Here is a 24,387-nt window from a genome sequence, read left to right on the forward strand (position 1 = left end):
GTCCGGTACGTATCCGATACGTACTCGCGAGGCGCCTACTGGCCCGCGAACTTCCGGCTGATGCCGTTGAAGACCCGCTCGGCCTCCGGGCCCAGGTGCGGACCGGCGAGCCAGGTGTGGGCGTTGGAGCTGATCGAGGTGTTGGAGACCAGCGTCAGCTTTCCGCCGCGGTTGACGAACCAGCCGCCGCCCGAGGTGCCGCCGGTCATCGTGCAGCCGATCCGGTGCATGGTGGGCGTGCCCTGCTGCATGACGAGCCGGCCGGGGCGCGCGGGGCAGTTCATCATCCGGGCGCCGTCGTACGGGGGCGCGGCCGGGTAGCCGAAGGCGTCCAGGGAGCTGATGCCGTCGGCGGAGGGGGCGTTGAACCAGACCTGGGCGGCGGCGCCCACCGTCTCTTGGAGGGACTTGCCGCCGCCGTTCTCCGGCTTGACGTGCAGCACCGCGAAGTCGTAGGCGGAGCCGCCGTTGCCGCTCTCCTCGCTGCCCATGTCGATCCACTCACCGGAGGTGGTGATCCAGTCCGCCCAGTAGCGGCCGTACGGCGTGATCTGCTGCGACGGCGTCTGGCCGACCCGGTTCATCGGCACGCCGTTGTCGTTGTACGACGGCACGAAGACGATATTGCGCATCCAGCCGCCCTGCTTGCCGGAGTGCACACAGTGGCCTGCGGTCCACACCAGGTTGGACCGGCCCGGGTGTGCCGGGTCCTCGACGATCGTGCCGGAGCAGACCATCGGGCCCTTTGGGCTGTCGAAGAAGATCTTCCCGACCGGGGCCATGTGCTGGTGGTACGGGCGGGCGACCTGCTCGGCGGTGACCGGCCGCGGCTCGGGGTCGGTGGCACCGGACCCTTCGCCCGCTCCGGTGGCCTTCACCCCGATCTCCGGGGCGGCCTTCGCCTTCGCCAGCCGGTCGTTCTTCCAGTGGTCCTTGATGATCGGGTTGGCGAAGTCCTGAGCCTTGCGGGCCCACTTGTCCCAGTTCTGCCAGCCGCCGTCCTTCCACTCCTTCAGGTCGTCGATGCTGGTCGGCACGCCCTTGGGGAGCTTGAGTCCCCCGCCGCCCTGTCCCTGCTGATCGGCGGCGTCCGAACTCCCGAGCCCGGCGGCCTTGTTGTCACCGGGGCCGCATGCGGTGGCGGTGACCGCGAGCAGCGCGGCCAGCACCGCGGCAGCGGCGGAGGAGCGGCGGATGAATGGCATGGAGCGGATCCCCCTGATACGTGGCGGCGCCGCCCATCGGCCCGCGCCGTTCCGTCACTTGTCATGTCCCTCATCGGACTCGCTCTACTATGCCGCCCCGGCCGGACCGCCCTGCCGCCGGGCCCACAGGCCCGCAGGCCCATAGGGCCGCAGGGCCGCAGGGCCGCAGGCAGGGCGGTCCGTAGGCCCGTCCCCGCTGGTTCTCGCTGGTTCTCGCCGGTTCTCGCCGGTTCTCGCCGGAGCGCGGAAAGGCCCAGGACCCTCGGGGGTGGGTCCTGGGCCTTTCCTGGAGGTTGGCCTGTTGCCGGAGAAATGTGATCAGTGGACCGGTGCTTTGCGGGAAAGGAATTCCCCGCTGGACGAGGCGGAACGGGCGCGCGTCGTCACAGCGGGAAGGAATCACCGTGGTTCAGCCAGAAGAGCAGACCGAATACGAGGAGAAATCCGAAGGCGACCACTCCTCCCACGCCGGGGTTCTTCCGGGTGAGTGCGGACCGGGCCAGCATGATGAGCGCCGGCAGCCATCCGGCCGCATAGACGAGCCAGGCCTTCGCTTGGCCGTCCCGGGTCCCGGCGAACAGGAATCCCAGCAGCGCGATGAAGACGAACAATGCCGGAGAGGCCCAGAGATTGCGCGCGACGATCTCTTCCCGGCTTTCCTTGCCGTCCTGCACGTTGTTCCCCCATCCGAGCAGCCTCCCGACCATTGTGATCGGGAGGCTGCGAGCTTACCGGCGTCAGAGGTGGTTGATGATGTACTTCACCATTTCCTCGACGACCCAGGCCGGCGCCGCCTTGATGATGTGCTTGAGGGGGTTGTACCACTTGAGGCTGTTCACCCAGCGCATGAAGGACCGGTAGCCCTTCTTGGCCTGCTTGACGACGGCCTTGTAGGCCTTACCGCTGTACCTCTTGATGGTGGCGAGCAGGCGCTTCGCGGCTTCCTGCTTCCAGCCGAGCGCCTGGACGTCACCGGCCTTCACCGCCGCCGCGCCACCGGCCTGCTGCGCGCCGGCCAGGGTCAGCGACGACAGGTCGACGGTCCCGGCGGTACGGGTGGCAGCGGCGCCGACCTGCACGGACGAGACGGCCGGGGTACGCGACTGCTCGGCCGCGGAGGCCATCGGAGCCGCGACGCCGAGTGCCACGGCAGCCGCGGCGGTGGCGGCGGCTATCCGGAGTTTGTTACGCAAGGGTGCCCCCTTGAAAGAAATGATGCTGGTGGTGCGGCCGTTCAATGGCGCGATCAGGCAACGCCAACTGCCGCCTCCCGGCCGGTGTTTCCGGCGGGCAGCAAGGATCTTTCCGTCCGCCGCCCCCGTTCTGCCATTGGTTCTTTGGGCATTGGCCGGTGGGGCATTGGCCGGCAGTGCAATGAAACGGAAACGCTCCTCGCCCTGGCCGGGCGAGGAGCGTCGGACCTGACGGTGTTACCGCTAGCTGAACTCCGGAGCGGTGATGGCGTAATGGTGCGCGTAGGCGAAGATCGCGGCTTCGATACGGGTGGCAACCTCGATCTTGGTCATGAGATTGGCGAGGTGTGCCTTGACAGTTCGCTCGGTGATACCGAGCTGCTGGCCTATTTCCCGGTTCGAAGCGGCTTTCCCGACGAGGGTGAGGACCTGGCGTTCCCGTGGGGTGAGACGGGAGATTCTGGTGGGGTCTCCTGGTATGGGCGGCGGGCCGCCGCGGTGCGCGACACGAATCTGCGTGTCCGTCAGTTCAGTCTTGTTGCCCGTATGACTCTGAGGCAAAGCAGTTCTACCTTCCCCGTATTCTGCTTATCAGCACTGCTTGGCGCGGTGGCCCCCGTTCCCCCTGGTGTACCGGGCGGGGTTCCGGCCGACGAGCATGGGCGTGCGGTCATCGTGCGGTCATCGTGCGCCACGGTCAACGGCCTGCCCCGGTGGCGTCCGGGTCAGGGCGTGGTGGCCGCCCGGCGGCGTCCTGTGCACGGCACGGACAGTGTCTTGGTCGGTAACTGCCCTGCCGCGTCAGGCCATTGGCCGGAAAGCACACGTACCGCGAATCCTAAAGCTTCGCTTAACGACCGGTACGCCTTTGAGAAGTAGATCTTGTTGTTCTGTCCGGTACTGCCCCTATGGCCAGCGGCCGAACGGCCAATACCGCCGGCCCGGCCCCGTTCGTACGCTCATCCCTCCATGACGCGCATCAGAGCAACGCGAACCAGAGCAAGAGGAGAGGCAGTGAGCAACGGTTCCCCCCTGCGCCGGATCGGCTCGATCGCGGTCGTCGGTACCGCGGCGGTCGCGGTCCTGGCACCGTCGGCCTCGGCGCTCGGCCACCGCGCCGCACCGCCCGCCCCGCAGACCGCCGCCGCCCAGGCAGCCGGCAGCAAGCTGACGGTCAAGAAGTACGTCGACCACCTGAGGTCCCGGCCGGACCGCGAGGCGAAGAAGGCCCTCAACGCGTTCCGGGCACTGCCGAAGGCCAAGCAGCAGAAGTTCGTCGGGTACCTCCAGAACCGCTCGGTCTATGCGGCATTCACCGCCTCGGTGAAGGGCACCGTCAGATACCCCCACCAGCGCGTGGTGATTCCCTACAGCCAGGACATCGCGTTCGTGCGGGAGGCCACGATCGCGAGGACGAAGAACCAGGGCCAGGTGCACACCCAGGTCACCTTCTCCACCACGGAGCAGATCTTCGGCATCCCCGTCACCACCGAGCAGGTGTGGGTGAAGTACCGCACCAAGCGCTGGTACGCGGACCGGGTGCTGGGCGGTGGCGCCGCGGTGTCCAACGTCAATGCGGCGATACGGATCGAGGGCACCCGCGTCACGCCGCAGCTCGTGCACGGCTCGGCCCGTGCCTCGACCGTCTGGAAGGCCACCCCGCGCTACCACAGCTTCGGCAAGGGTCTCGACAAGCGGGAGCGCATCAGTGCGGGCGTGAACGGCACCTGGGCCGCGAGCCTGCACAACCTCTGACCGTCCCGGCGGCACCGGCCGCGGTGGCGCGGCGCCCTACTGGCGGGCGGCCACCCTCGGGTCCCGGTAGGCGGGGCTGCCGTGCTGTCCGGGGCCGCCGGGCCGTCCGGCCGGCGCCGGACCGTGGCGGAACTCCGCGATCTGGTCCGCTGTGGGGTACCACCTCTGGTCGCAGCGGCGGCACCACCAGCGCCAGTTGTCCCAGTCGGTGTTGGTGTTCGTGGTGTCCTTCCACAGCCGGTCGTCACAGTCCGGTGTGGGGCATGTGGGCGGGAGCGGCATGGCGCCAGCCTGGGGCACCCGCTCCCGTGGGGCGCGGCGGTCGGACCACCGCCATCCGAACGAGTGAGGGCCGTACGGCCGGAACGCGTACGCGGGCAGCCGCACCTCGCAGTGCGACTGCCCGCGTACGCCGGACGGCGGCGGAGTGTGCCGGGCTACTTCTTCGGCAGCCAGCTCTTCCAGACGTCCGGGTGCTTTTCCACCCAGCGCTTCGCCGCCTCATCGGCCGAGAGGCCGCCCGAGGCGATCGATTCGGAGACCTCGTTCTGGTCGTCCTTGGTCCAGCTGAACTTCTTCAGGAACGCCGCGGCACTGCTGCCGCTCTTGGCGAACTCGGTGTTGAAGTGCTTCTGGAGCGGGGTGGTGGGGTACGCACAGTCGATGGTCGTCGGGTCCTTGGTGCCCTTCTCCGCACACGCGTCGGTGTACTTCGGGAGCTTGACCTCCACCATCGGCACCTGGTTGAAGAGCCACTGCGGCTCGTACCAGTACGTCAGGAAGGGCTTCTTCTCCTTGGCGAACTGCTGGATCTGGGTGATCTGCGCCGCCTCGGAGCCGGCGAAGACGACCTCGTAGTTGAGGTGCAGGTTCTTCACCAGGGCCTTGTCATTGGTGATGTAGGACGGTGAACCGTCCATCAGCTGGCCCTTGTTGCCGCTCTCCGAGGTACGCAGCTGGTCGGCGAACTTGTTGAGGTTCTTCCAGTTGGTGACCTCGGGGTGCTTGTCGGCCCAGTACTTGGGGACGTACCAGCCGATGTGGCCGGTGACACCGTTGCCGCCGGCCGCGGTGATCGTCTTCTTGTCCTTGATGTACCGCTGTTCCTGCTCGGGGTGGCCCCAGTCCTCCAGGATCGCGTCGACGCGGCCCTGGCTGAGGGCGTCCCAGGCGGGGATCTCGTCCACCTGGACGGTGTCGACGTGGTAGCCCAGCTCGTGTTCGAGCAGGTACTTCGCCACCGCGACGTTGGCCTGGGCGCCGACCCAGGTCTGCACCGACAGCGTGACCGACTTGGAGCCCTTGGCCGCCGCGAACGGCGAGGACTGCTTGGTCATATCGGCCTTGCCGCAGGCGGACAGGGACAGGGAGAGGACCGCCGTGCCGGTGAGCACGGCCGTACCGAGGAGGGTTCTGCGCTTACGGGACATGGTCATGCTCCCTTCCCCGTCGTGCGGCGTTCGGTGGGCTGGGTGACCCGGTCGAGCATCAGTCCCAGGCACACGATCGCCACACCCGCGACCAGGCCGAGGGCCAGGTCTCCGGTGGCGAGGCCGGTGACGACGTCGTAACCGAGGGCACCGCCGCCGACCAGACCGCCGATGATGACGACGGCGAGGACGAGGACCACACCCTGGTTGACGGCCAGCAGCAGCGCGGGCCGGGCCAGCGGGAGCTGGACCTGGCGCAGCATCTGCCAGCGGGTGGCCCCCAGGGACCGGGCGGACTCCATGGCGGCGGGGTCCACCTGGCGCAGGCCCTGGGTGGTGATACGGATGACCGCGGGCAGTGCGTAGACGACCGCCGCGGCGGCGGCCGGGGCGCGGCCCACCGCGAACAGGGCGACCACGGGGATCAGATACACGAACTGCGGCATGGTCTGCATGACGTCCAGCACCGGGCGCAGGATCGCCTCCAGGCGCTTGCTGCCGGCCGTCAGGATGCCGATGCCGAAGCCCAGCACCAGGGTCACCGCCAGGGCGGCGAGCACCTGGGAGAGGGTGTTCATGGACGGCTTCCACACGCCCAGCACACCGATGGCGGCCATCGCGAGGACGGCGGTCAGGGCGGTGCGCCAGGTGCCGATGAGCCAGGCCAGCGCGGCGACGATGAGCAGCGCGCCGTACCAGGGCAGTGCGGTCAGGCCGTCGCGCAGCGGGTTGAGCACCCAGTTGGTGAAGTTCTCGGCCCAGTCGGCGGTGCCGCCGATGACGGGGACGCCGGAGTAGAGGTGGTCGACCATCCACGCCTTGAAGTCGTTGACGGGACGGGCGATGTCCACCGACCAGGCGCCCGGCCAGACCAGCGAACCGGACAGCCGGCCGAGGACGGCGAGGACGGCGGTGACCGCGGCCACGCCGGCCCAGGCCTGCCAGCCGCGCAGCCACGCCGGGCCGGCGGGGGCGTCCGCGCCGATCCGTGCGCCGGCCGCGGCGGTGGTGCGGTCCATGACGATGGCCAGCAGCACGATCGGGATGGCGGCGGCGAGCGCGGCGCCGACGTCGACCGAGGCGAGCGCCTGGTAGACGCGGTCACCGAGGCCGGCCGCACCGATCACCGACGCGATCACGACCATGGACAGCGCCATCATGATCGTCTGGTTGACGCCGAGCAGCAGCTCCTTGCGGGCCAGCGGGAGCCGGGCGGTCAGCAGCCGCTGCCGGCCGGTGGCGCCGAGCGAGGCGGACGCCTCCAGCACACCGGCGTCCGCACCGCGCAGGCCCAGCGCGGTCAGCCGTGCCATCGGCGGAGCCGCGTAGATGACGGTGGCCAGCAGCGCGGCCGGTACGCCGATGCCGAAGACCAGCACGACGGGCAGGAGATAGGCGAAGGCCGGCAGTACCTGCATGGTGTCCAGCACCGGGCGCAGGACACGGAAGAGCCGGTCCGACAGGCCCGCGGCCAGGCCGAGCAGGGCGCCCACGGCGACCGAGACGGCGACCGCCACGACCATCAGCGCGAGCGTCTGCATGGTCGGGACCCACATCCCGAGCAGGCCGCTGACCAGGAAGGAGACCAGCGCGACGGCCGCGATGCGGACACCGGCCACGCGCCAGGCGAGCAGCGTGACACCGGCCGTCACACCGGTCCAGCCGAGCGCGAGCAGCACCAGGTAGACCGCGCGGACGGAGAGGACCACGGCGTTGGAGAGGTGGCCGAGGAAGTAGACGAACAGCCAGTGGGTGTCGCGGTTGTCGATGATCCAGTCGCTGATGCTGCCGAGCGGCCCGGACACGTCGACGGTCAGGTTCGAGGGCCACAGGGCGCCGGACCACTTGGCGTGCACGAGCGGAACCAGGACCGCCGCGGCGACGGCGAGCAGCAGGAGCTTGGCGAGGCCGCGGCGGCGCAGCAGGGCCTGGGCAGGGCCGGCCTTGGGGCTGTCGGCGCCGAGGCCGCGCTGAGCGGCCGGGGGTGCGGATGCAGTGCTCATGCCCGCCCCCTCTTCACGGTGCCGGTGGGCACGTTCATGGCGGCGGCGCGCTGGGCCTCACGCCACTGGCGCAGCAGGGCGGCGCGCAGCCGGGCGCGGGGGGAGGCCACCGGGGCTCTGGAGCCGACGGCGCGTACGGCGCCGCTGCGTGGGGTTGCGGCGTACATCAGGCAGCCACCTCGCCGTGCTGGGGGCGGTCGATCCGGGCGACCACGTCGAGCAGGCAGGCGTGGTCGACGATGCCCAGGCAGCGGCCGTCCTCGACGACCCGGGCGGCACCGCCGGAGCGGGCGACCGCCTCGATGGCGTCGGAGATCAGGGTGTCGGCGGCCAGCGCCGGGCCCTCGTCGGCCTCGCCGTCCTCGGCCGGGCGCATCGCGCGCCGGACGGTCAGCACCTGCTCGCGCGGGACGTCCCGGACGAAGTCGCGGACGTAGTCGTCGGCCGGGGAGCCGACGATCTCCTCGGGGGTGCCGAGCTGGACTATCTCGCCGTCGCGCATCAGGGCGATCCGGTCACCGAGCCGCAGCGCCTCGGCGAGGTCGTGGGTGATGAAGACCATCGTCCGGCCCTCCTCGCGGTGCAGGCGGACGACCTCTTCCTGCATGTCGCGGCGGATGAGCGGGTCGAGGGCGCTGAACGGCTCGTCGAACAGCAGGACCTCGGGGTCGACGGCGAGCGCGCGGGCCAGCCCGACGCGCTGCTGCTGACCGCCGGAGAGCTGCCCGGGGCGGCGCTTCTCCAGCCCGGCCAGGCCCACCTTGTCGACGACTTCGGTGGCCTTCTCGCGGCGCTCCGCCTTGCTGACGCCCTGGATCTCCAGGCCGTAGGCGACGTTGTCGACGACGGTGCGGTGCGGCAGCAGGCCGAAGTGCTGGAAGACCATGGCGGCGCGGTGGCGGCGCAGTTCGCGCAGCGTGGTGCGGTCCATGGCGCGTACGTCCTCGCCGTCCATCTCCAGCTCGCCGCTGGTCGGCTCGATCAGCCGGGTCAGACAGCGGACGAGGGTGGACTTGCCGGAGCCGGACAGGCCCATGACGACGAAGACCTCGCCCTTGTGGACGTCGAAGGAGACATCGCGGACGGCGGCGGTGCAGCCGGTCTGCTCGCGCAGCTCCTGGGCGCTCAGCTGGGCGACGGAGCTGTCGTCGGGGATCTTGTCGGCCTTGGGGCCGAAGACCTTCCACAGGTGGCGGACGGAGAAGACGACGTCCCGGGCGTCCTGCGAAGTGCCGTTCTTCTCAAGGGTGTTCGGGTTCTCGGATGCGCCGGCGGAGGTGGTAGCCATCACGCATCACCTCCTTCGTTCGGGGCCTTGTGGAGCAGTTCGGCGCACTTCTCCCCCACCATGAGCACGCCCAGCATCGGGTTGACGGCCGGCATCGTCGGGAAGACCGAGGCGTCGGCGATCCGGATGCCGTTCAGGCCGCGGATCCTCAACTCGGGGTCGACAACGGCCAGTTGGTCGTCGGCGGCACCCATCTTGCAGGTGCCCGCCGGGTGGTACACGGTGTGCGCGGCCTTGCGCACCAGCTCGCTGATCTCCTCGTCGTCGGTCACCTGCGGACCGGGGAAGACCTCACGCTTGAGCCACTTGGCGAACGGCTCGGCCTGGGCGACCTTACGGGCCAGCTTGACGCCGTCGACCAGGGTCTTGCCGTCGTAGTCGTCCTCGTCCTCGAAGTACTTGAAGTCCAGCGCCGGCTTGACCTCGGGGTCCGCGGAGGTGAGGTAGAGCCGGCCGCGGGAGCGGGACTTGGGGATGTTCGGGGTCATCGACACCCCGTGCTCGGGACGCTCGTAGCCCAGCCGCTCGGGGTTGTCGGTGAACGGGATCTGGTAGAAGTGGAACATCAGGTCGGGGCCCTTGTGCTCCGGATCCCGTTTGACGAACAGGCCCGCGTCGGAGTCCATCGCGGAGTTGTCCGGGATCGGACCGTTGGTCTCCCAGACGATCACCGACTCCGGGTGGTCGATCAGGTTCTCGCCGACACCCGGCAGGTCGTGCACGACGGGAAGGCCCAGCGCCTCCAGGTCCTTCCGCGGCCCGATGCCGGAGTGCATCAGCAGCCGCGGGGTGTCGACGGCGCCGGCGCAGACCAGCACCTCCCGCGCGGCCTCGACGTAGACCTCCTCGCCGTCCTTGGTGCGGACGTGGACGCCCTTGGCGATGGTGCCGTCCAGCTCCAGCTTGTACGCCCAGGTCTCCAGCATCAGCGTGAGGTTCGGGCGGTCGCCGGCCTCGATGTGCGGGTGCAGGTAGGCGACGGAGGCGGAGGAGCGCTTGTTGTTCTCCGGGTGGTAGGAGAGGTCGAAGAAGCCGACGCCCTCCTCGAAGGGCTTGTCGTTGAAGCCGACGACCTCGGGCACGCCGAGCGCGGTCTTGGTGGCCTCGATCCAGTCCGTGGCGATCTGGTTCTGGTCCTTCTTCGCCACCCGCACGATGTTGTTGCGCAGCTTGCCGAAGTACGGGTCCATCTCCTTGGCGCCCCAGCCGGCCGCGCCCGCCGCCTCCCACTCGTCCCAGTCGGACGGCAGCGGCTTGAAGGAGATCAGGGTGTTGTGGGAGGAGCAGCCGCCGAGGACCTTGGCGCGGCTGTGCAGGATGTGCGAGTTGCCGCGGGGCTGCTCGGTGGTCGTGTACTCGTAGTCCAGCTCGCCGCCGAGGAGGCCGAGCCAGCGGCGCAGGGTGAGGACGTCCTCGCGGTCGATGTCCGAGGGGCCGCCCTCGATGACGGCCACGGTGATGCCGGGGTCCTCGGTCAGACGGGAGGCGATGACGGAACCAGCGGTTCCGCCACCGACCACAACGTAGTCGTACACGGGCATGAGGGGTAACTCCTTACTGCAAGGTGCGCGTGATCCGGGGTTCTGCGACGTCGAGGGGCGTCAGCCCGCGAACCAGCGCACCGGCTCCGGCCGGAGGTTCTCGTAAATGTGCTTGCTCTCGCGGTACTCGTCCAGACCCGTGGGGCCCAGTTCCCGGCCGATGCCGGACTTGCCGAAGCCGCCCCACTCCGCCTGCGGGAGGTAGGGGTGGTAGTCGTTGATCCACACGGTGCCGTGCCGCAGCCGGGCGGCGACCCAGCGGGCGCGGGCGGTGTCGGCGGAGAAGACCGCGCCGGCCAGGCCGTACTCGGTGTCGTTGGCGAGCGCCACGGCCTCGTCCTCGGTGGTGAAGGTCTCCACCGTCAGGATCGGGCCGAAGGTCTCCTCACGGACCACCTTCATCTCGCGGTGGCAGCCGTCGAGCACGGTCGGCGCGTAGAAGTAGCCGCCGGCCGGGCGTACCTCGGAGGGCTTGGGGCGGGCGCCGCCGCAGCGCAGCTGGGCACCCTCGGCCAGCGCGGAGGCGACATACGCCTCGACCTTGTCGAGCTGCTGCTGGGAGACGAGCGGGCCGCACTCCACACCGTCCTCGGTGCCCCGGCCCAGCTTGATCTTCTCGGCGCGACGGGCGAGTTCGGAGACGAAGCGGTCGCGTACGGAGTCCTCGATGATCAGCCGGGCGCCGGCCGAGCAGACCTGCCCGCTGTGGATGAAGGCCGCGTTCAGCGCCTGGTCGACGGCGGTGTCGAAGCCTTCCTCGGTGGCACACGCGTCCGCGAAGACCACATTGGGGTTCTTGCCGCCGAGCTCCAGCGCGATCTTCTTGGCGCCGGAGACCGCCGCCGCGCCCGCCTTGGTACCGCTGACCAGACCGCCGGTGAAGGAGAACAGATCCACATCCGGGTGCTCGGCCAGCCGCTGGCCCACCGGGAGGCCCGCGCCGGTGACGATGTTGGCGACCCCGGCCGGCAGTCCGGCCTCGACCAGCAGCTTGACCAGGTGCACGGTCGACAGCGGGGTGACCTCGCTGGGCTTGATCACAAAGGTGTTGCCGGCCGCGAGGGCCGGCGCGATCTTCCAGCTTGCCTGGAGCAGCGGGTAGTTCCACGGCGTGATCAGCGCGCAGACACCGACCGGTTCGTGCACGACCACGCTGTGCACGTCCGGCGACCCGGCGTCGACGACCCGGCCGCCGCTCTCGTTCATCACCACATCGGCGAAGTAGCGGAAGGCATTGGTGACGTCGTCGACGTCGACCCGGCCCTCCTCCAGTGTCTTTCCGGTGTCCCGGCTCTCGATGAGCGCGATCTCCTCGCGGTCACGCTGGAGCAGGTCGGCGACCCGGCGCAGCAGCGCGGCGCGCTCGGCGACGGCCGTACGGGGCCAGACGCCGGCGCCGCCGTCGAAGGCACGCCGTGCGGCGGCGACCGCCGCGTCCACGTCCTCGGCGCCGCCCTCGGACACCAGCTGGAGCGTCGTCGCGTCGGCGGGGTCGAGGACCTCCCGCGTGGCGCCGGATGCGGCGGGGAGCCACACCCCGTCTACGTGAATGGTCGCAATTGCCGACACGTCGTTTTTCTGCCTTCCGAGTTACCGATGCTGTTCCCACTGGTGCAACCACTGGCGTCACCAGCAACGGGGACCCCTCCCCGGAAGCGCCCTACCTATGCCCAAACCTTCATGGAAAGTGAGCCGACTCACTCAATGTGCGAACGAATGTCCTGGAACGTACGCTGAAGAGCCTTATGTCCGCGCAGTCCGCGCCGACCCCCCGATTTCCGCTGTGTCTCCCGCCGTCTTCCCCGCCGTCCCCGCGGGATGTCCCTCGTACGCCCCCTCCGGACCGGAGGTGCCGAGATGACCAGACGCCGTGCCATCACCGCCACCACCGCCCTGGGCTGCGGCGTGGCCCTGTTCGCCGGGGCCGTCTGCACAGGCCCCGCCGCGGCGGCCGGCGACCCCGACGGCGAGGGCGACCTCGCCGGCAAATCGGCCCAGCAGATCTCCGACAACGCCCTCCATGAACTCGTCGCGGCGAAGTCCCTGCGGTTGCGCACCCAGACCTCGGCCGACCCCACCAAGCTCGATCTGACCCTCGACCGGTCCGGCAACTGCACCGGCGCCATCAGCAAGGGCCCCTTCGGCCGCGTCGAGATCATCAAGCACGGCGAGCAGGTCTGGATGAAACCGGACGCGGCCTTCTGGAAGAGCCAGCTCCCCGGCAAGAAGGGCGCCGACGCCGCCGCGAAGTACAAGAACACCTTCCTGCACGGCACCACCCACGACGGTTTCCTGGAGAGCCTGTCCGAGGCCTGCGACCTCACCGCCTTCCAGAAGTCGGCGACCGGCCCCGACGAGCCCCCCTCCGACGCGCCCTCACCGTCCCGCACCCCCACCCTCACCAAGGGCCGCCCCACCGTCCACGAAGGCACCCGCGTCCTCCCCGTCGTCAAGAAGTCCGACGGCGTGGTCCAGACCCTCTACGTAGCCATCAAGGGCAAGCACTACCCGCTCAAACTCACCGCCGAGGTCGAGGACCAGACCGGGACCATCCTGCTGAGCAACTACGGCACCCCGGTTCCCGCCAAGACGCCCGCCCCGGGCGATACCGTCGACATATCGGCGCTGGAGGACCTGATCCAGGGGACCCAGGAGACCTGAGGGTCCGCACAGCGCGTAACCGTTCATACATACGTATCGTTGATCCACGTGGCTGCCCGTACCACGTGGCGGCGGGGAGGAGCGGCACGGTGACCATCAGCCTTGAGCGGACCGAAGCGATCGAGACCGACGGGATTGAGATGGCGGAGCCCACTGAGCAGCCCGGCGAACGGAGCTTGGACGCGCTGTTCGAGCAGCTGGAGCCCGGCGTCCCCGAGGGTTACAAGGTCGAGATCGTCGAGGGGGCCGTCTACATGGCACCGCAGCGGGCCACACACTGGGAAACCATCCTGGATATCGTCGAGCATCTGCGTACGCGGTATCCAAAGAAGCGCGTACTGTCCGACGTGCGCATCGACTATCCCGGCAATTTGAACGGCTTCGCCTCCGATGTGGTGGCACTGGCCACGGGAAGCACCAAGGACGCGAGCGGCCGCTGGCGCTATCAGGACGTCGAGTTCGTCGCCGAGGTCATCTCCCGGGGAACCGCAGTGAACGACTACGGGCCGAAGAAGACGGCCTACGCAACCGCAGGCGTCCCGGTCTACGTCATCGCCGACCCGTATGCCGGCCGTTGCCGCGTCTTCACCCACCCGCAGGACGACGACTACAAAGTGGACCTCACGCTCGCGTACGGCTTGCCGATCGACCTCACCGACACAGTCGTAGGCATCACCATCTCCACCGAGGACTTCCCCCGGGACTGACCCCCAGGAGCCCCTATGTCCCAGGTATTCGCCGATATCTCGATGTCGCTGGACGGGTACATCGCGGGGCCCGGCGACGGCGTTGGCAATCCGCTCGGTGACCAGGGCGAGCGGTTGCACCAGTGGCTGTACGGGCTGGACGCATGGCGGGGGCGGCACGGCCTCGCCGGCGGGGCGGCCGGGCGGGACTCCGAGCTGATGGCGGAGGCGTTCGAGCGGACCGGCGCGTATGTGATGGGCCGGCGGATGTTCGATGCCGCGGAGGGGCCCTGGGGCGAGGAACCGCCGTTCCGCAGGCCGGTGTTCGTGGTGACGCACCGGGCCCGCCCGGACCTCGTCAAGCGGGGCGGAACGACCTTCTTCTTCGTGGCCGACGGCGGGCCCGAGGAGGCGCTGCGGCGGGCCCGCGAGGCGGCCGAAGGCAAGGACGTGGCCGTCGCGGGCGGCGCCGAGATCATCCGGCAACTGCTCGCCGCGGACCTGCTGGACGAGTTTCAGCTGCACCTCGTACCGGTGCTCCTGGGAGCGGGGGTGCGGCTCTTCGACGGGCTGGGCGCCGGGCTGCGGGAGCTGCACACCACCCGGGTCGTCGCCTCACCCGACGTCACTCATCTGCGGCTGCGCCCGGTGCGGTAGCGGCCACCGGCGGGATGGCGCAGCGGTCGGAGAAGCCCTGGCTGCGCAGGCCCAGCGCGCTGTTCATACGGGAGCGCAGGTTCTCCACAGCCACGATGGTGGTCAGCTCGACGAACGCGGCGTCGCCCAGCCGCCCGCGCAGGCTCTCCGCCAGTTCGTCCGTCACCGCCGGTGGCGTCGCGGTCATCGCCTCCGCGTACTCCATGACCAGGCGCTCCAGCTCGGTGAAGGACTCCTGGTGGGCCCGCCAGTCGGGCACCTTGCTGATCTTCTCCAGCGGCAGCCCGAGCTGGTCGGAGAGCCAGTAGCCGAAGTCCACACACCACGAGCAGCCGATCGCCACGGCCGAGGCCATCTCCGCCAGATGCTTCAGCGCAGGGTCCAGCGCCTTCCAGCGCGCCACCTTGCTCTCGAAGGAGAAGTAGGAGCGCAGCAGCTTCGGGTGGTGGCCCAGCGCCAGGGCGGGCTGCATGACCGCGCCGTAGGTGCGCCGTGAGTACCACTCGGCGAAACGCAGGGTGAGCGTGCGCCGCGGGGAGAGGGAGATACGGGCCATGGCAATGCCTCCTTGGTGTCCGCGTTGCCGCGGTGCGTCCGGAGGGCGGCCCGGGCGGGCGCCCTCACTCCATTGACGTACCGGCACCGGCCGATGTGACATCCCGGGAGGACAATGCAGGCATGGCTGAGACAGCGGCGAAAGCAGTGCTCGTGGGTGGCCCCGAGGAGCTGCCCGAGCGGATCGTGCCGGTCGATCCGCCCGGGTCCGAGCTCAAGATCCCGTTCCGTAACGGCTATGAGCACTACCGGGCCACCAGCCGGCAGCAGCACACCCCCGAAGGGCCGCTGCCCGTCTACGAGTGGTGGGAGCGTACGGAACTGCCCGGGTAGGCGACCGGCTGGGCGGCCGCGCCCACCGGCACCCGGGCCGAGGGTCAGGGGGTGGGCGCGAAGGCCTGGAGCGCGATCTGCTGGGTGCGCTCCTGTTGTGGCCAGTCGGCCTCGGTGCCCAGCACGAGGACCGCGAACTGGCGGCCGTCATCGACGGTGAAGGCGCAGTCGACCACCTTGACCCGCGCGCCGATCCGGTCACTGTCATAGGCGTAGACCAGCTGGGTGGCGTCGGTGCCGGGCGCCGGGCCGGCCAGCGGTGCGAGGCTGATCTCCGCGTAACCGGGGTTGCCGGCCAGCCCCTGTGAGGCCTTCTGCAACGCCTCGCGCGGGGTGCTGTCCGGCTCGTTGATCTCGAAGATCTGCACCAGCCCGCGGTCGTCCGGTGCGGTGTAGAAGACCCCGGTCTTCCGCACGGTGCGCCGCCAGCCGTCCGGCACCGCGGTGGTGAAGCCCGCTTCGTCGTGGACGAGGCGGTAGCCGGGCGGAAGCTCGGCGGCGGAGCCGGTGCCGGTGGAGCCGGCGGTCGGGTCGAGGCCGGTGGACTGCGTCGGGCCGGTGCCGGAGGTCGTCGGGGCGGACGCCTTGGCCCGGGCCGGCGGACGGCCGGCGGACGGGTCCTCGTCATGGCCCCACAGCAGATAGCCGCCGCCGGCCCCGGCCGCGATCACGGCCACCGCGGCGCCGGCGACCAGGGCCGTGGTGCGGCGCCGGACGCCCTCCCCGGGGCCCGAAGCGGGGTACGGGCCGGGGTCGGGTGGGGTGTACGGGCCGGACTGCGGAGGGATGGAGGAGCCGGGGTCGGCAGGGGTGTACGGGCCGGGTTCCGGTATGGGGGGCGGGACGGGCGCGAACGTCGGCCGGGGCGGCATCGGCCCCGTATAGGGAGCAGGCGGCGGGGTGCCGTCCTCCCAGCTCTGGGTCTCGCTGTTCCAGCGGGCCTGGCCGCCGCCCGTCACCTCAGCCTCCCACCAGGGCAGCGACCGCCTCGCCGACCGCGGCGCCGGACGCCAGCAGCCCGACGACCGCACCGGCGTCGGTGAGCGCCGTACGGAGCCGGGCCAGCCGGCCGGGGCCCGCCGCACCGGCGTCGGCGATCTCCGTCTCGGTCTCGGCGAGTTCCCCGCGCAACACCGTGACCTGCGGGGTCTGCACCGCTCGGGACAGATCGTCGAGCAGCGCGCGGACGGCGCGCAGCAGCTCCTGCTGCGCCGGGTCCGCCAAGGCGGCACCCCCGGCCTCGTTATTCGTCACCGTGTTGTTGTCCCCGATGGCGAACGCCCCCCGGACGCTGCCGATGTGGATGCCCTTGCCGCCCTCGTCAGCCGCCACGCTTGCCACTTCCCTTCCCGCTTCCCCTCGGCGCGGAGCCCCGCCCGGTGGTGGTGTTGTTGGTGATGGTGTTGTTGTCGCCGATGCCGACGGCGCCCTGCGCGGACTCGACATAGACCCCGCCCTCGGCGACATGCACCACCCGCTGCTCGAACTCGTCGGTCTGGTAGCCGGCTTCGCGCAGTGCCGTGATCACCCCGGCCGCCACCCGCTGCTGAATGGTCTTCAGATAGCGGGCGACGTCCATGTCCTGGAAGAGCGACGACTCGCCGAACGAGCCCAGCTCCCGTACGGAGGCGCCGGGGCCCTCAGGCAGCGCCGCGCCGTGTCCCGCGGTGGCCAGCCGCCAGGCCGACAGCAGCCCGCGCGCCAGGGTGAGCAGCGCGCTGCCGGCCGAGCGCGGCGTACGGGACAGCGCCCAAACCGCCTTGCCGAAGTGGTGGTGGTGCCGGTACTGGTGGGCCAGCCGGTCGGCGTCCTGGAAGAGCTGCCGCAGCGGCCACAGCACATGCGGCGCGACCTCCAGCATCAGCATCCCGCCCTGGGTGTGCACCCGGACGAAGACCGTGGTGACCACGCCCTCGTTCCAGCCGCCGACCCGGATGCGCAGGAAGTGGCGGCGGGTCTCGCCGCCCTCCTCCACCGCGGCGGCCCGGTGCTCCTCGAACGCCTCCGAGCCGTACGGCGCCACCGCGCGCGTCGGCAGGCCCTCGGCCGGCAGGAAGACGCACTCGTCGATCTCCAGCGCCCGCAGCCGGTCGCGTACCGCGGCCGCCGACTCCGGCGAACCGTGCGGCGACGGCACCCGCAGCGCCGCCACCAGCGGCACGATGCGCGCCAGGATCGCGGCATTGTCCAGCGGTTCGGCTTCCCGGTCCGCCCGGGGATTCAGCTCCACCGACAGCGACCACGTCCGGTACGGATCACCGGCACCGCAGAACGGATTGGCGGCGCGGTACATCACCAGCGGCCCGTGCTGCTCGATCCGTACCCGTTCCCGCAGCCGCCGGAAGCGCAGCCCCTCGGCCCGCTCCGCCGGGTCGGACATCACGTCGGGGAACCGCTCCTTGGACAACTCCCGCGCCAGGGCGTGGGCGAACTGGCCGCGCTGCATCGCGACCAGCGCGGCCAGCAACAGCGGCAGCAGCAGCGCCACCCACACCTGGAAGAGGCCGGACCCGCCGCCCGCGTCGCCGTACGCGCTCGTGCTGTCCCAGCCACCGTACGAACCGCTGTCCCCGGACCACCCGAAGTCCGACCCGTCGGAGGACCCATCGGAGGACGACGAGGCGAACGACACGAAGTCCGTCAGCACCCTGAAGGGCAGCACCCGGCCGAAGCCGCCCAGCGCCTCCCCAATGATGACCGCCGCCACCAAACCCACGATGAAGAAGAGCAGTTGGAGCCGCCCGTACCAGCGCAGCAGGAAGGAAAGGCCGCGCGCCAGCCACACGGGGATGGGCGCCCGCCGTACGAAGCGGCCGAGCGCCATGAAGACGACGGGGAAGAGGTACAGCACCACCAGCCCGGACGACAGCGGAATGGCCACGATCCACAGGCCCAGAATCGCCGCCGCCCAGCCCAGCTCCAGGCGGCGGGCGCGCAGCGCATGGGCCATCACCCGGGCCGCGTCGATGCCCAGCGAGGGCGCGGCGAACCGCTGTTCGTGGACGTACAGTTCATCGATCACCGCATCGCGGTACGCCTCGTCCATGTACGTCCCGGCGCACAGCAGCCGGGTGGCCTCACTGGCACCCGGCGGGGTGGGAGGCAGCGGCGGGGGCGGGACCGCCGCCTCGGAATGCTTGACTAATCGCCGGTGTTCCTCGGGATCTCCGGGCTGCGCGGGCACGTCCGTCCGGGACATCGCTCTCCCCCATATACGCCAACGAGATTCCGCGGACGGCGACTTGGACGGCCAGGCGCCGGTGACCGGCCGCGGCGGTGCGGAAGCCGCAGCATAAGGGAGGGAACCGCTCCGTGTCAGCGCGATAACCCAAGGTTGCGGCGCGGGTCAGGTGGCCGCGCGGAACTCCCCGCCCTTGACGGCGGCGACGAAGGCCGACCAGCCATCCGCCGGGAGGACCAGTACGGGCCCGTCGGGGTTCTTGCTGTCACGGACGGGGACGACGTCGGGGATACCGGGGGCTACTTCGATGCAGTTGCCGCCGTTGTCGCCGCTGTAGCTGCTCTTCACCCAGGTCGCCGCGCTGAGCTCGTGCCTGTCCATGATGCTCGTACCCTTCCATCGCGTCGCTGATCAGAGCGGCGGACTCGGGGGCTGACGGAGCGTCCGCCCTGAGCACATCATAGGTCTGGCTGTGCTGCGCACAGACGGCCGGATCGTCGTTGAGATGACCCCGGTCAAGCGACTCCGAGTAGACCCACTCGCGCCCGTCGGGCATTTTGATCAACGACATGGGGGCGTTGGGGCGAACGAGTACGGGGAAGTCCGCCGGGGCCACCTGGATGCGGATGTTGGGGCGTCGCCCGACGCTGAGCAGGTGCGCGCACTGGTCCCGCATGACGGCAGAGCTGCCCACCACGTTGCGCAGACAGCTCTCGTCCAGGACAACGACGTACATCGGCCCGCCGTTGACCAGGAAGCGCCTCTGTCGACTCAGTCGGGCCCGGACACGCTCCTCGACCTCGTCGCCGCTCGCGACACGGGAGAACAGCGCCCACGCATAATCCTCCGTCTGTAACAGGCCTGGAATGACGCGCTCTTGGTACTCCCGCAGAGCCACCGCCACCGCATCCATCTCAGCCCTGCGCTCGAACCAGTCCGGATGCTGCACCTCCGGATACCAGTCGATCCGCCCCCACAACCGCAGCAACACCCCACCCGTACCCAGCACTTCATCGCACTTCTTCGCGAACGTGTCCTGCGGCACCCTCGTACCGGCCTCCACGCGCGCGACATGGGACCGATCGCAGGGGATCTCGCGGGCCAGCCCCTCCTGCGTCAGTATCGCGGCCTCACGGAAGTGCTTCAGCACCTCGCCGAACACGGCGGCCGTACTGGTGGCCGCCGCTCCCCCCGTGGCATTGCGTCGGTTCACCCGGTCCCCCTTCGTGACAGTTGGGCAGTGTCACGCGATCAGCGTTGTGATCGCCCACCCCGCTGAGCAACGATGAACACACCCAGAGTAAGGGGCCGTTCCACGCAAAACCCCCGCAACGTTGGGAGACGTCCGGGGGCGTGGCCTTCAACCCAGAGAGATTGTCGACATGCACCACGTTATCCGGCTCTTCGAGCCCCTGCTACGTCTGTTACTGCCCGGAGCGGGGCGTCACCGGCCTGCCGATGCACCGCCGTGCACCGCGAGTTGGGCAGACGTGCCGACGTTGGCACTGCCCCGCCGCGTACCCGTACCTCACACGGAGCTGCTGCGGGGTGAGGAGTCCGCCCTCGTACGCCCGTACCTGGTCGCGCACGAGCGGCGGCAGTACAACCGCCTGCCGGAGGTGGTGTGGTGACCGGCCTCAACGGCCGCCCCGTTCACCTGATCGCACCGGCGCCTGATCCCGAGCCGGTTGCCGGGTGCGATGTCTGCGGGGCCCTGGCCCGGCAGCGGGCGGGGGCGTACGCAGGCGGGGACAGGTCTAAGGCGACCGACTGCAACGTCGAGATCCGCCGCCACCCCCATCAGGAGCGGCACCAGCAACAGACTCCCGCCCGGTCGGCGGGGCACGGTAAATCCGGAGCTGACGAAGGAGATTGCATGAGTCACGTATGGCGCATCGCGGGCAGCGGCGGGGGTGGTGGCGACAAGCTGCCGGGCGAGCCCTACCCCGGCCCGCATCCGAAGCCCACCCCCGACGGCGGTCCCGGCGTCCCCAATCCGCCCAGGGTCGTCTGATCAATGACCGCCGACGCACAGCAGGGGCGCCCCGACCACCTGGCGCGCGCCCTCATGTCCGCCGGCGCCCTCACTGCGGACTGGGCGCCCGTCTACGCGGCCGTGCCCCGTTCCGCGTTCCTGCCCGATCTGATGTGGCCCTTCGACATGGCGGCAGGGCGAAGTGCCGCTGTTTCCAAGGCGGATGATCCGGCTGCGTGGCAGGCCTACGCGGACGCCGACGTGCCGATCGTCACGCAGTGGGACGACGGAGATCATGTCGGAACGGAACCGGGCGAGGCGTCCACCAGCTCGGCGTCGATGCCCTCCGTCGTGTTCTCCATGCTCCGTGATCTGGACGTACGGCCCGGAGCGAAGGCCCTGGAGATCGGTACCGGTACGGGCTGGAACGCTGCCTTGCTGGCACACCGGTTGGGCGCCGGGAACGTTGTGACGGTGGAGGTGGACGGCGCCGTTGCCACGTCCGCGCGGGCGGCGCTCGCGCGGATGCGGCTGCCCGTTCGCGTCGTTCACGGGGACGGGTTGCTGGGGTACCCCCGGGGCGCGCCGTACGACCGGATCATCGCGACCTGCGGTCTGCGGGCCGTCCCGTTCGCCTGGGTGCGGCAGAGCCGGCCCGGCGGGGTCATCGTGGCCCCGTGGGGGACGCACTACGGCACTGGGGACGCCGTTGCCCGGCTGGTGGTCGCGCCGGACGGTGCGAGCGCGTCAGGCACCTTCACCGGACCGGTGGAGTTCATGAAGCTGCGCGCGCAGCGTCGACCGCCGGTGGAGCACGGCGCTTATGTGACGGGCAGCGTGGCGGAGGGCGACGAATCCTCCACGACGGTCACGGAAGCCGAGTTCGTCGGAGAGCGGTTCGGCGCTGGGCAGTTCGCTCTGGGGCTGCGTGTCCGCGACTGCGCTCACGTCGTTGCCGACAAGCGGGACGGGGCACGGCCCGTGTGGTTCTACGGCCTGACCGACCGCTCGTGGGCGTGCGCGATGTTCCGTGACGGAGACACCGCGCGGGTCTGGCAGTCCGGGCCGCGCCGGCTCTGGGACGAGGTCGAGGCCGCCTACCGATGGTGGGAAGCGCACGGGAAGCCCGGCTTCCCGCGCTTCGGTCTGACCGTGGACGAGGACGGCCAGCGGGCGTGGCTGGATGATCCGCAACAGGCCTGGCATCTGTAGGTGGCGCCCGGACGGGCCGAGCCCGCACGGCCGTTGAAGCAGGCCGTGCGGGCTCGGGGCGCAGGTGGTGCGGGCTCAGATGAGGCCGAGGGCGCGGACCGCGTCGCGCTCCTCCTCCAGCTCCTTGACGGAGGCGTTGATGCGCTCACGCGAGAAGTCGTTGATCTCCAGGCCCTGGACGATCTCGTACGCGCCGTCCTTGGTGGTGACGGGGAAGGAGGAGATCAGGCCCTCCGGCACGCCGTAGGAGCCGTCCGAGGGGATACCCATCGAGGTCCAGTTGCCGTCGGCGGTGCCGTTGACCCAGGTGTGGACGTGGTCGATGGCGGCGTTGGCGGCGGAGGCGGCCGACGAGGCGCCACGGGCCTCGATGATCGCCGCACCGCGCTTGGCGACGGTCGGGATGAAGGTCTCGGCCAGCCACTTCTCGTCGTTGACCGTCTCGGCGGCGTTCTTGCCGGCGACGGTGGCGTGGAAGATGTCGGGGTACTGGGTGGCGGAGTGGTTGCCCCAGATCGTCAGCTTCTTGATCTCGGAGACCGGGGTGCCGGTCTTCTGCGCGAGCTGGGAGATGGCGCGGTTGTGGTCCAGGCGGGTCATCGCGGTGAAGCGCTCGCGCGGTACGTCCGGCGCGGCGGCCTGCGCGATCAGCGCGTTGGTGTTGGCGGGGTTGCCGACGACCAGGACCTTGATGTCGTCCGCGGCGTGGTCGTTGATGGCCTTGCCCTGCGGCTTGAAGATGCCGCCGTTGGCCTCCAGCAGGTCGCCGCGCTCCATGCCCTTGGTGCGGGGGCGGGCGCCGACGAGCAGGGCGACGTTCGCGCCGTCGAAGGCCACGTTCGGGTCGTCCGAGATGTCGATGCCCTGAAGCAGCGGGAAGGCGCAGTCGTCGAGCTCCATCGCGGTGCCCTCGGCCGCCTTCAGACCCTGCGGGATCTCCAGGAGGCGCAGCTTGACCGGCACGTCCGCGCCGAGCAGATGGCCGGAGGCGATGCGGAAGAGGAGGGCGTAACCGATCTGGCCGGCGGCGCCGGTGACGGTGACATTGACGGGAGTGCGGGTCATGGCGATCTCCTGCGCGACGTTTTCTGGGGGCAAGCCCCAGACCACCATGGGTGGCGGTGGGTGTCCCTGCCCATTTATCTAGGTCTCATCGAGGTCTCTTGGTATCGAGAGACCCGGCCGTCAGGCTATCGGACCCCTGCCCACGGCAGGCGACGGGCCGGTGTGGAACACCTCACCGGGTGCGTCGGCGCGCCCGTACGGGCGCCCGCCGGGCCCCCTGGGCGGGTGCGGCGGCCGCCCGCTCAAGGAGGGGGGACGCGGGCGGCCGCCGAGTTGTGCCTCACCCGTGGGGGGTATCGGTCGCATGCCCGGGATACCGGAGGGCATGCCACCCGTATTTCGAGCATCCCGCGCGGGGGGCGATTCCCGGCCAGCGGCCGGCCGCGCTAACGGGCGGTGGGTGCGGCGGATCCGGCCGGTGCGGTGGGTGCCGCCGGGCCGGTCGACGCCGCCGGCACCGGGCGGGTGCAGCCCCGCACGCCGGCCGTGGTCGTCGCGCAGCCCGAGACCTTCGCCGGGTCGCCGGTGACCTGCACCATCGCGGTGTACGCGGTGCCGTTCCGCTCGACCCGCGCCGTGACCCGGTGCCCGCCCGCGCTGATCGTCGCCCGGTCGCCCGGGGCCGCGCCGCTGATCCGCGCCCAGGCGGCATGGCAGACCGCGCTGTAACGGACCTCGATCAGCGCGCCGCCGGCCATCCCGCGGGACGCGCTGCCGGCGTGCGGACCGCCGCACCCCATCGCCTCCGGGTCCTTGCCCACGCAGTCGGCGCCGCTACAGCGCACTCCGGCCGGCAGCGCGGGCGTCTCGGCGGGGGCGGCCGCCGGCTTGGGCGGTGCCGGCTTCTTGGCGCCGTCAGTGGCCGGATTCAGCAGCAGTACGGCGGCGCCGGCCACCAGCAGCGCGCCGACCGCGCCGACCGCGAACATGGCGGCCCGGCCCCGGCGGGCGCGCCGGGCCTCGGGCGCGGGTGCCGGCTCCGTGTGCGGTGCCGCGGACGCCATTTCGGGAAAGTCGGCGGCCGACGGCAGTTCGTCGGTGCGCTGGCGCGGCACCGGGGGGAGCTTGGGCAGCGGGGCCGTCTGCGGCGGCTCGGCGACCTCCACCCCCTTCGTGGGAGTTGCCCCCTTTGCGGCGTGCGCACCCTTTGCGGGGCGTGCGCCCTTCGCCGGCTTTGCTTCCTTCGCCGAGGGCTTGGCCTCCGCCGGCTGCGCTTCGAACTCGCCCAGCGCGGCCCGCGCCTGGGCGACCCGTATCGCTTCCATGGTGACGTCGTGCCGCATCTCGGCCCGGCTCCAGGCGCGTTCGGCCAGCTCCCACATCGTGGTGAGGTGCCCGGCGTGGGTGCCGGTCGCCTCGGCGAGCGCGATCACCGCGCGCTGCGGTGGCAGCAGCCGCCCGTTGAGGTAACGCTCCCAGGACGTCTTGCTGAAGTTCGTACGGTCCGCGACGGCGGCCACACTCAGCCCGCTGCGGTCCACCAGCCTGCGCAGCTGACCCGCGAACTCCCGTACCTGCGGATCGAGTTCGTCCGGCAGCGGCTTCCAGCGAGGCATGGCCTCCCCCTATCCCCACATATGCGCGTCAGCGCACTCCCCCCGGTCCGCCCGCCTTATTGACTACCCCTAGGGATGCTTCCGGCCAGGT

General features: G+C 70.5%; 27 protein-coding genes. 8 read left to right on the plus strand and 19 right to left on the minus strand.

All coding sequences use genetic code 11. The annotated features are described in order from the left end of the window. Nucleotides 1–35: 35 nt before the first annotated feature. From ACZ55A_RS10280 to ACZ55A_RS10295, 4 genes are all read right to left on the minus strand, one after another. A complete protein-coding gene (locus tag ACZ55A_RS10280) occupies nucleotides 36–1,205 on the minus strand; it encodes a trypsin-like serine peptidase (protein WP_468837039.1) in 1,170 nt (389 codons plus the stop codon). Between the two features lie 383 nt (nucleotides 1,206–1,588). Next, a complete protein-coding gene (locus ACZ55A_RS10285) occupies nucleotides 1,589–1,879 on the minus strand; it encodes a hypothetical protein (RefSeq protein WP_468837041.1) in 291 nt (96 codons plus the stop codon). Nucleotides 1,880–1,942: 63 nt separating this feature from the next. After that, nucleotides 1,943–2,398 carry a hypothetical protein gene (locus tag ACZ55A_RS10290; protein ID WP_468837044.1) on the minus strand — a complete coding sequence of 152 codons (456 nt, stop codon included), beginning with the start codon at nucleotides 2,396–2,398 and terminating at the stop codon, nucleotides 1,943–1,945. Between the two features lie 243 nt (nucleotides 2,399–2,641). Beyond that, entirely contained in the window at nucleotides 2,642–2,959 is a 318-nt protein-coding gene (locus ACZ55A_RS10295) for a response regulator transcription factor (RefSeq protein WP_468837046.1), read from the minus strand. Nucleotides 2,960–3,412: 453 nt separating this feature from the next. On the opposite strand from ACZ55A_RS10295, the gene ACZ55A_RS10300 reads away from it, so the two are divergent. Beyond that, on the plus strand, nucleotides 3,413–4,153 hold the full coding sequence (locus ACZ55A_RS10300) for a hypothetical protein (RefSeq protein ID WP_468837049.1): 741 nt from the start codon (nucleotides 3,413–3,415) through the stop codon (nucleotides 4,151–4,153). Between the two features lie 36 nt (nucleotides 4,154–4,189). Here ACZ55A_RS10300 and ACZ55A_RS10305 read toward each other — a convergent pair whose 3' ends face one another. The 7 genes from ACZ55A_RS10305 to ACZ55A_RS10335 form a co-directional block, all read right to left on the minus strand. Continuing rightward, nucleotides 4,190–4,435: a hypothetical protein gene (locus ACZ55A_RS10305; protein WP_468837061.1), complete on the minus strand. Its 246-nt coding sequence runs from the start codon at nucleotides 4,433–4,435 to the stop codon at nucleotides 4,190–4,192. A gap of 155 nt (nucleotides 4,436–4,590) precedes the next feature. Beyond that, on the minus strand, nucleotides 4,591–5,583 hold the full coding sequence (locus tag ACZ55A_RS10310) for an ABC transporter substrate-binding protein (RefSeq protein WP_468837919.1): 993 nt from the start codon (nucleotides 5,581–5,583) through the stop codon (nucleotides 4,591–4,593). A 2-nt stretch (nucleotides 5,584–5,585) separates the two neighbouring features. Continuing rightward, the gene (locus tag ACZ55A_RS10315) at nucleotides 5,586–7,586 is read right to left on the minus strand and encodes an ABC transporter permease (RefSeq protein ID WP_468837062.1); all 2,001 of its coding nucleotides are present in this window, start codon (nucleotides 7,584–7,586) and stop codon (nucleotides 5,586–5,588) included. After that, the gene (locus ACZ55A_RS10320; RefSeq protein WP_468837064.1) at nucleotides 7,583–7,753 is read right to left on the minus strand and encodes a hypothetical protein; all 171 of its coding nucleotides are present in this window, start codon (nucleotides 7,751–7,753) and stop codon (nucleotides 7,583–7,585) included. The genes ACZ55A_RS10315 and ACZ55A_RS10320 overlap by 4 nt, the downstream gene beginning before the upstream one ends. Next, complete coding sequence (locus tag ACZ55A_RS10325) at nucleotides 7,753–8,874, minus strand: quaternary amine ABC transporter ATP-binding protein (RefSeq protein WP_468837066.1); 1,122 nt, start codon at nucleotides 8,872–8,874, stop codon at nucleotides 7,753–7,755. The genes ACZ55A_RS10320 and ACZ55A_RS10325 overlap by 1 nt, the downstream gene beginning before the upstream one ends. Then, nucleotides 8,874–10,415 (minus strand): GMC family oxidoreductase, encoded by a 1,542-nt coding sequence (locus ACZ55A_RS10330; protein WP_468837069.1) that lies wholly within the window; start codon nucleotides 10,413–10,415, stop codon nucleotides 8,874–8,876. Before ACZ55A_RS10330 ends, ACZ55A_RS10325 begins: the two co-directional genes overlap by 1 nt. Nucleotides 10,416–10,475: 60 nt before the next feature. After that, a complete protein-coding gene (locus ACZ55A_RS10335; protein ID WP_468837071.1) occupies nucleotides 10,476–11,984 on the minus strand; it encodes an aldehyde dehydrogenase family protein in 1,509 nt (502 codons plus the stop codon). A 288-nt stretch (nucleotides 11,985–12,272) separates the two neighbouring features. Here ACZ55A_RS10335 and ACZ55A_RS10340 point away from each other — a divergent pair, with 288 nt between their 5' ends. The 3 genes from ACZ55A_RS10340 (at nucleotide 12,273) to ACZ55A_RS10350 (ending at nucleotide 14,419) form a co-directional block, all read left to right on the plus strand. After that, complete coding sequence (locus ACZ55A_RS10340; protein WP_468837074.1) at nucleotides 12,273–13,076, plus strand: hypothetical protein; 804 nt, start codon at nucleotides 12,273–12,275, stop codon at nucleotides 13,074–13,076. An 89-nt stretch (nucleotides 13,077–13,165) separates the two neighbouring features. Then, nucleotides 13,166–13,783, plus strand: coding sequence for a Uma2 family endonuclease (locus ACZ55A_RS10345; RefSeq protein ID WP_468837076.1), 618 nt, complete (start codon nucleotides 13,166–13,168; stop codon nucleotides 13,781–13,783). A 15-nt stretch (nucleotides 13,784–13,798) separates the two neighbouring features. Continuing rightward, on the plus strand, nucleotides 13,799–14,419 hold the full coding sequence (locus tag ACZ55A_RS10350) for a dihydrofolate reductase family protein (protein ID WP_468837079.1): 621 nt from the start codon (nucleotides 13,799–13,801) through the stop codon (nucleotides 14,417–14,419). On the opposite strand, the gene ACZ55A_RS10355 is transcribed toward ACZ55A_RS10350, so the two are convergent. Further along, nucleotides 14,388–14,975, minus strand: coding sequence for a carboxymuconolactone decarboxylase family protein (locus ACZ55A_RS10355; protein WP_468837082.1), 588 nt, complete (start codon nucleotides 14,973–14,975; stop codon nucleotides 14,388–14,390). The genes ACZ55A_RS10350 and ACZ55A_RS10355 overlap by 32 nt on opposite strands. A 122-nt stretch (nucleotides 14,976–15,097) precedes the next feature. Between ACZ55A_RS10355 and ACZ55A_RS10360 the strand changes: the two genes are divergently transcribed. Next, on the plus strand, nucleotides 15,098–15,307 hold the full coding sequence (locus ACZ55A_RS10360) for a DUF5988 family protein (RefSeq protein ID WP_468837085.1): 210 nt from the start codon (nucleotides 15,098–15,100) through the stop codon (nucleotides 15,305–15,307). A gap of 44 nt (nucleotides 15,308–15,351) precedes the next feature. Here the strand turns inward: ACZ55A_RS10360 and ACZ55A_RS10365 are convergent, their stop codons facing one another. The 5 genes from ACZ55A_RS10365 to ACZ55A_RS10385 form a co-directional block, all read right to left on the minus strand. After that, on the minus strand, nucleotides 15,352–16,266 hold the full coding sequence (locus ACZ55A_RS10365; RefSeq protein WP_468837088.1) for a hypothetical protein: 915 nt from the start codon (nucleotides 16,264–16,266) through the stop codon (nucleotides 15,352–15,354). Nucleotide 16,267: 1 nt separating this feature from the next. After that, nucleotides 16,268–16,648 carry a hypothetical protein gene (locus ACZ55A_RS10370; RefSeq protein ID WP_468837090.1) on the minus strand — a complete coding sequence of 127 codons (381 nt, stop codon included), beginning with the start codon at nucleotides 16,646–16,648 and terminating at the stop codon, nucleotides 16,268–16,270. Beyond that, nucleotides 16,629–18,506 carry a hypothetical protein gene (locus tag ACZ55A_RS10375; RefSeq protein ID WP_468837093.1) on the minus strand — a complete coding sequence of 626 codons (1,878 nt, stop codon included), beginning with the start codon at nucleotides 18,504–18,506 and terminating at the stop codon, nucleotides 16,629–16,631. The genes ACZ55A_RS10370 and ACZ55A_RS10375 overlap by 20 nt, the downstream gene beginning before the upstream one ends. A 147-nt stretch (nucleotides 18,507–18,653) precedes the next feature. Beyond that, entirely contained in the window at nucleotides 18,654–18,836 is a 183-nt protein-coding gene (locus ACZ55A_RS10380; protein ID WP_468837095.1) for a DUF397 domain-containing protein, read from the minus strand. Then, nucleotides 18,754–19,701, minus strand: coding sequence for a helix-turn-helix domain-containing protein (locus tag ACZ55A_RS10385; protein WP_468837098.1), 948 nt, complete (start codon nucleotides 19,699–19,701; stop codon nucleotides 18,754–18,756). Before ACZ55A_RS10385 ends, ACZ55A_RS10380 begins: the two co-directional genes overlap by 83 nt. Before the next feature lie 277 nt (nucleotides 19,702–19,978). Between ACZ55A_RS10385 and ACZ55A_RS10390 the strand changes: the two genes are divergently transcribed. The 3 genes from ACZ55A_RS10390 (at nucleotide 19,979) to ACZ55A_RS10400 (ending at nucleotide 21,675) form a co-directional block, all read left to right on the plus strand. Continuing rightward, nucleotides 19,979–20,119: a hypothetical protein gene (locus tag ACZ55A_RS10390; protein WP_468837101.1), complete on the plus strand. Its 141-nt coding sequence runs from the start codon at nucleotides 19,979–19,981 to the stop codon at nucleotides 20,117–20,119. 245 nt (nucleotides 20,120–20,364) lie between these two features. Beyond that, nucleotides 20,365–20,502, plus strand: a complete 138-nt coding sequence (locus ACZ55A_RS10395) for a hypothetical protein (protein WP_468837103.1) — start codon at nucleotides 20,365–20,367, stop codon at nucleotides 20,500–20,502. Between the two features lie 3 nt (nucleotides 20,503–20,505). After that, nucleotides 20,506–21,675 carry a methyltransferase domain-containing protein gene (locus ACZ55A_RS10400; RefSeq protein ID WP_468837106.1) on the plus strand — a complete coding sequence of 390 codons (1,170 nt, stop codon included), beginning with the start codon at nucleotides 20,506–20,508 and terminating at the stop codon, nucleotides 21,673–21,675. A gap of 75 nt (nucleotides 21,676–21,750) precedes the next feature. On the opposite strand, the gene ACZ55A_RS10405 is transcribed toward ACZ55A_RS10400, so the two are convergent. After that, nucleotides 21,751–22,740, minus strand: coding sequence for a malate dehydrogenase (locus ACZ55A_RS10405; RefSeq protein ID WP_468837109.1), 990 nt, complete (start codon nucleotides 22,738–22,740; stop codon nucleotides 21,751–21,753). 386 nt (nucleotides 22,741–23,126) lie between these two features. Then, nucleotides 23,127–24,296, minus strand: coding sequence for a helix-turn-helix domain-containing protein (locus tag ACZ55A_RS10410; RefSeq protein WP_468837111.1), 1,170 nt, complete (start codon nucleotides 24,294–24,296; stop codon nucleotides 23,127–23,129). Between the last annotated feature and the right edge of the window lie 91 nt (nucleotides 24,297–24,387).

The organism is Streptomyces sp. NPDC034111 (assembly GCF_055575375.1).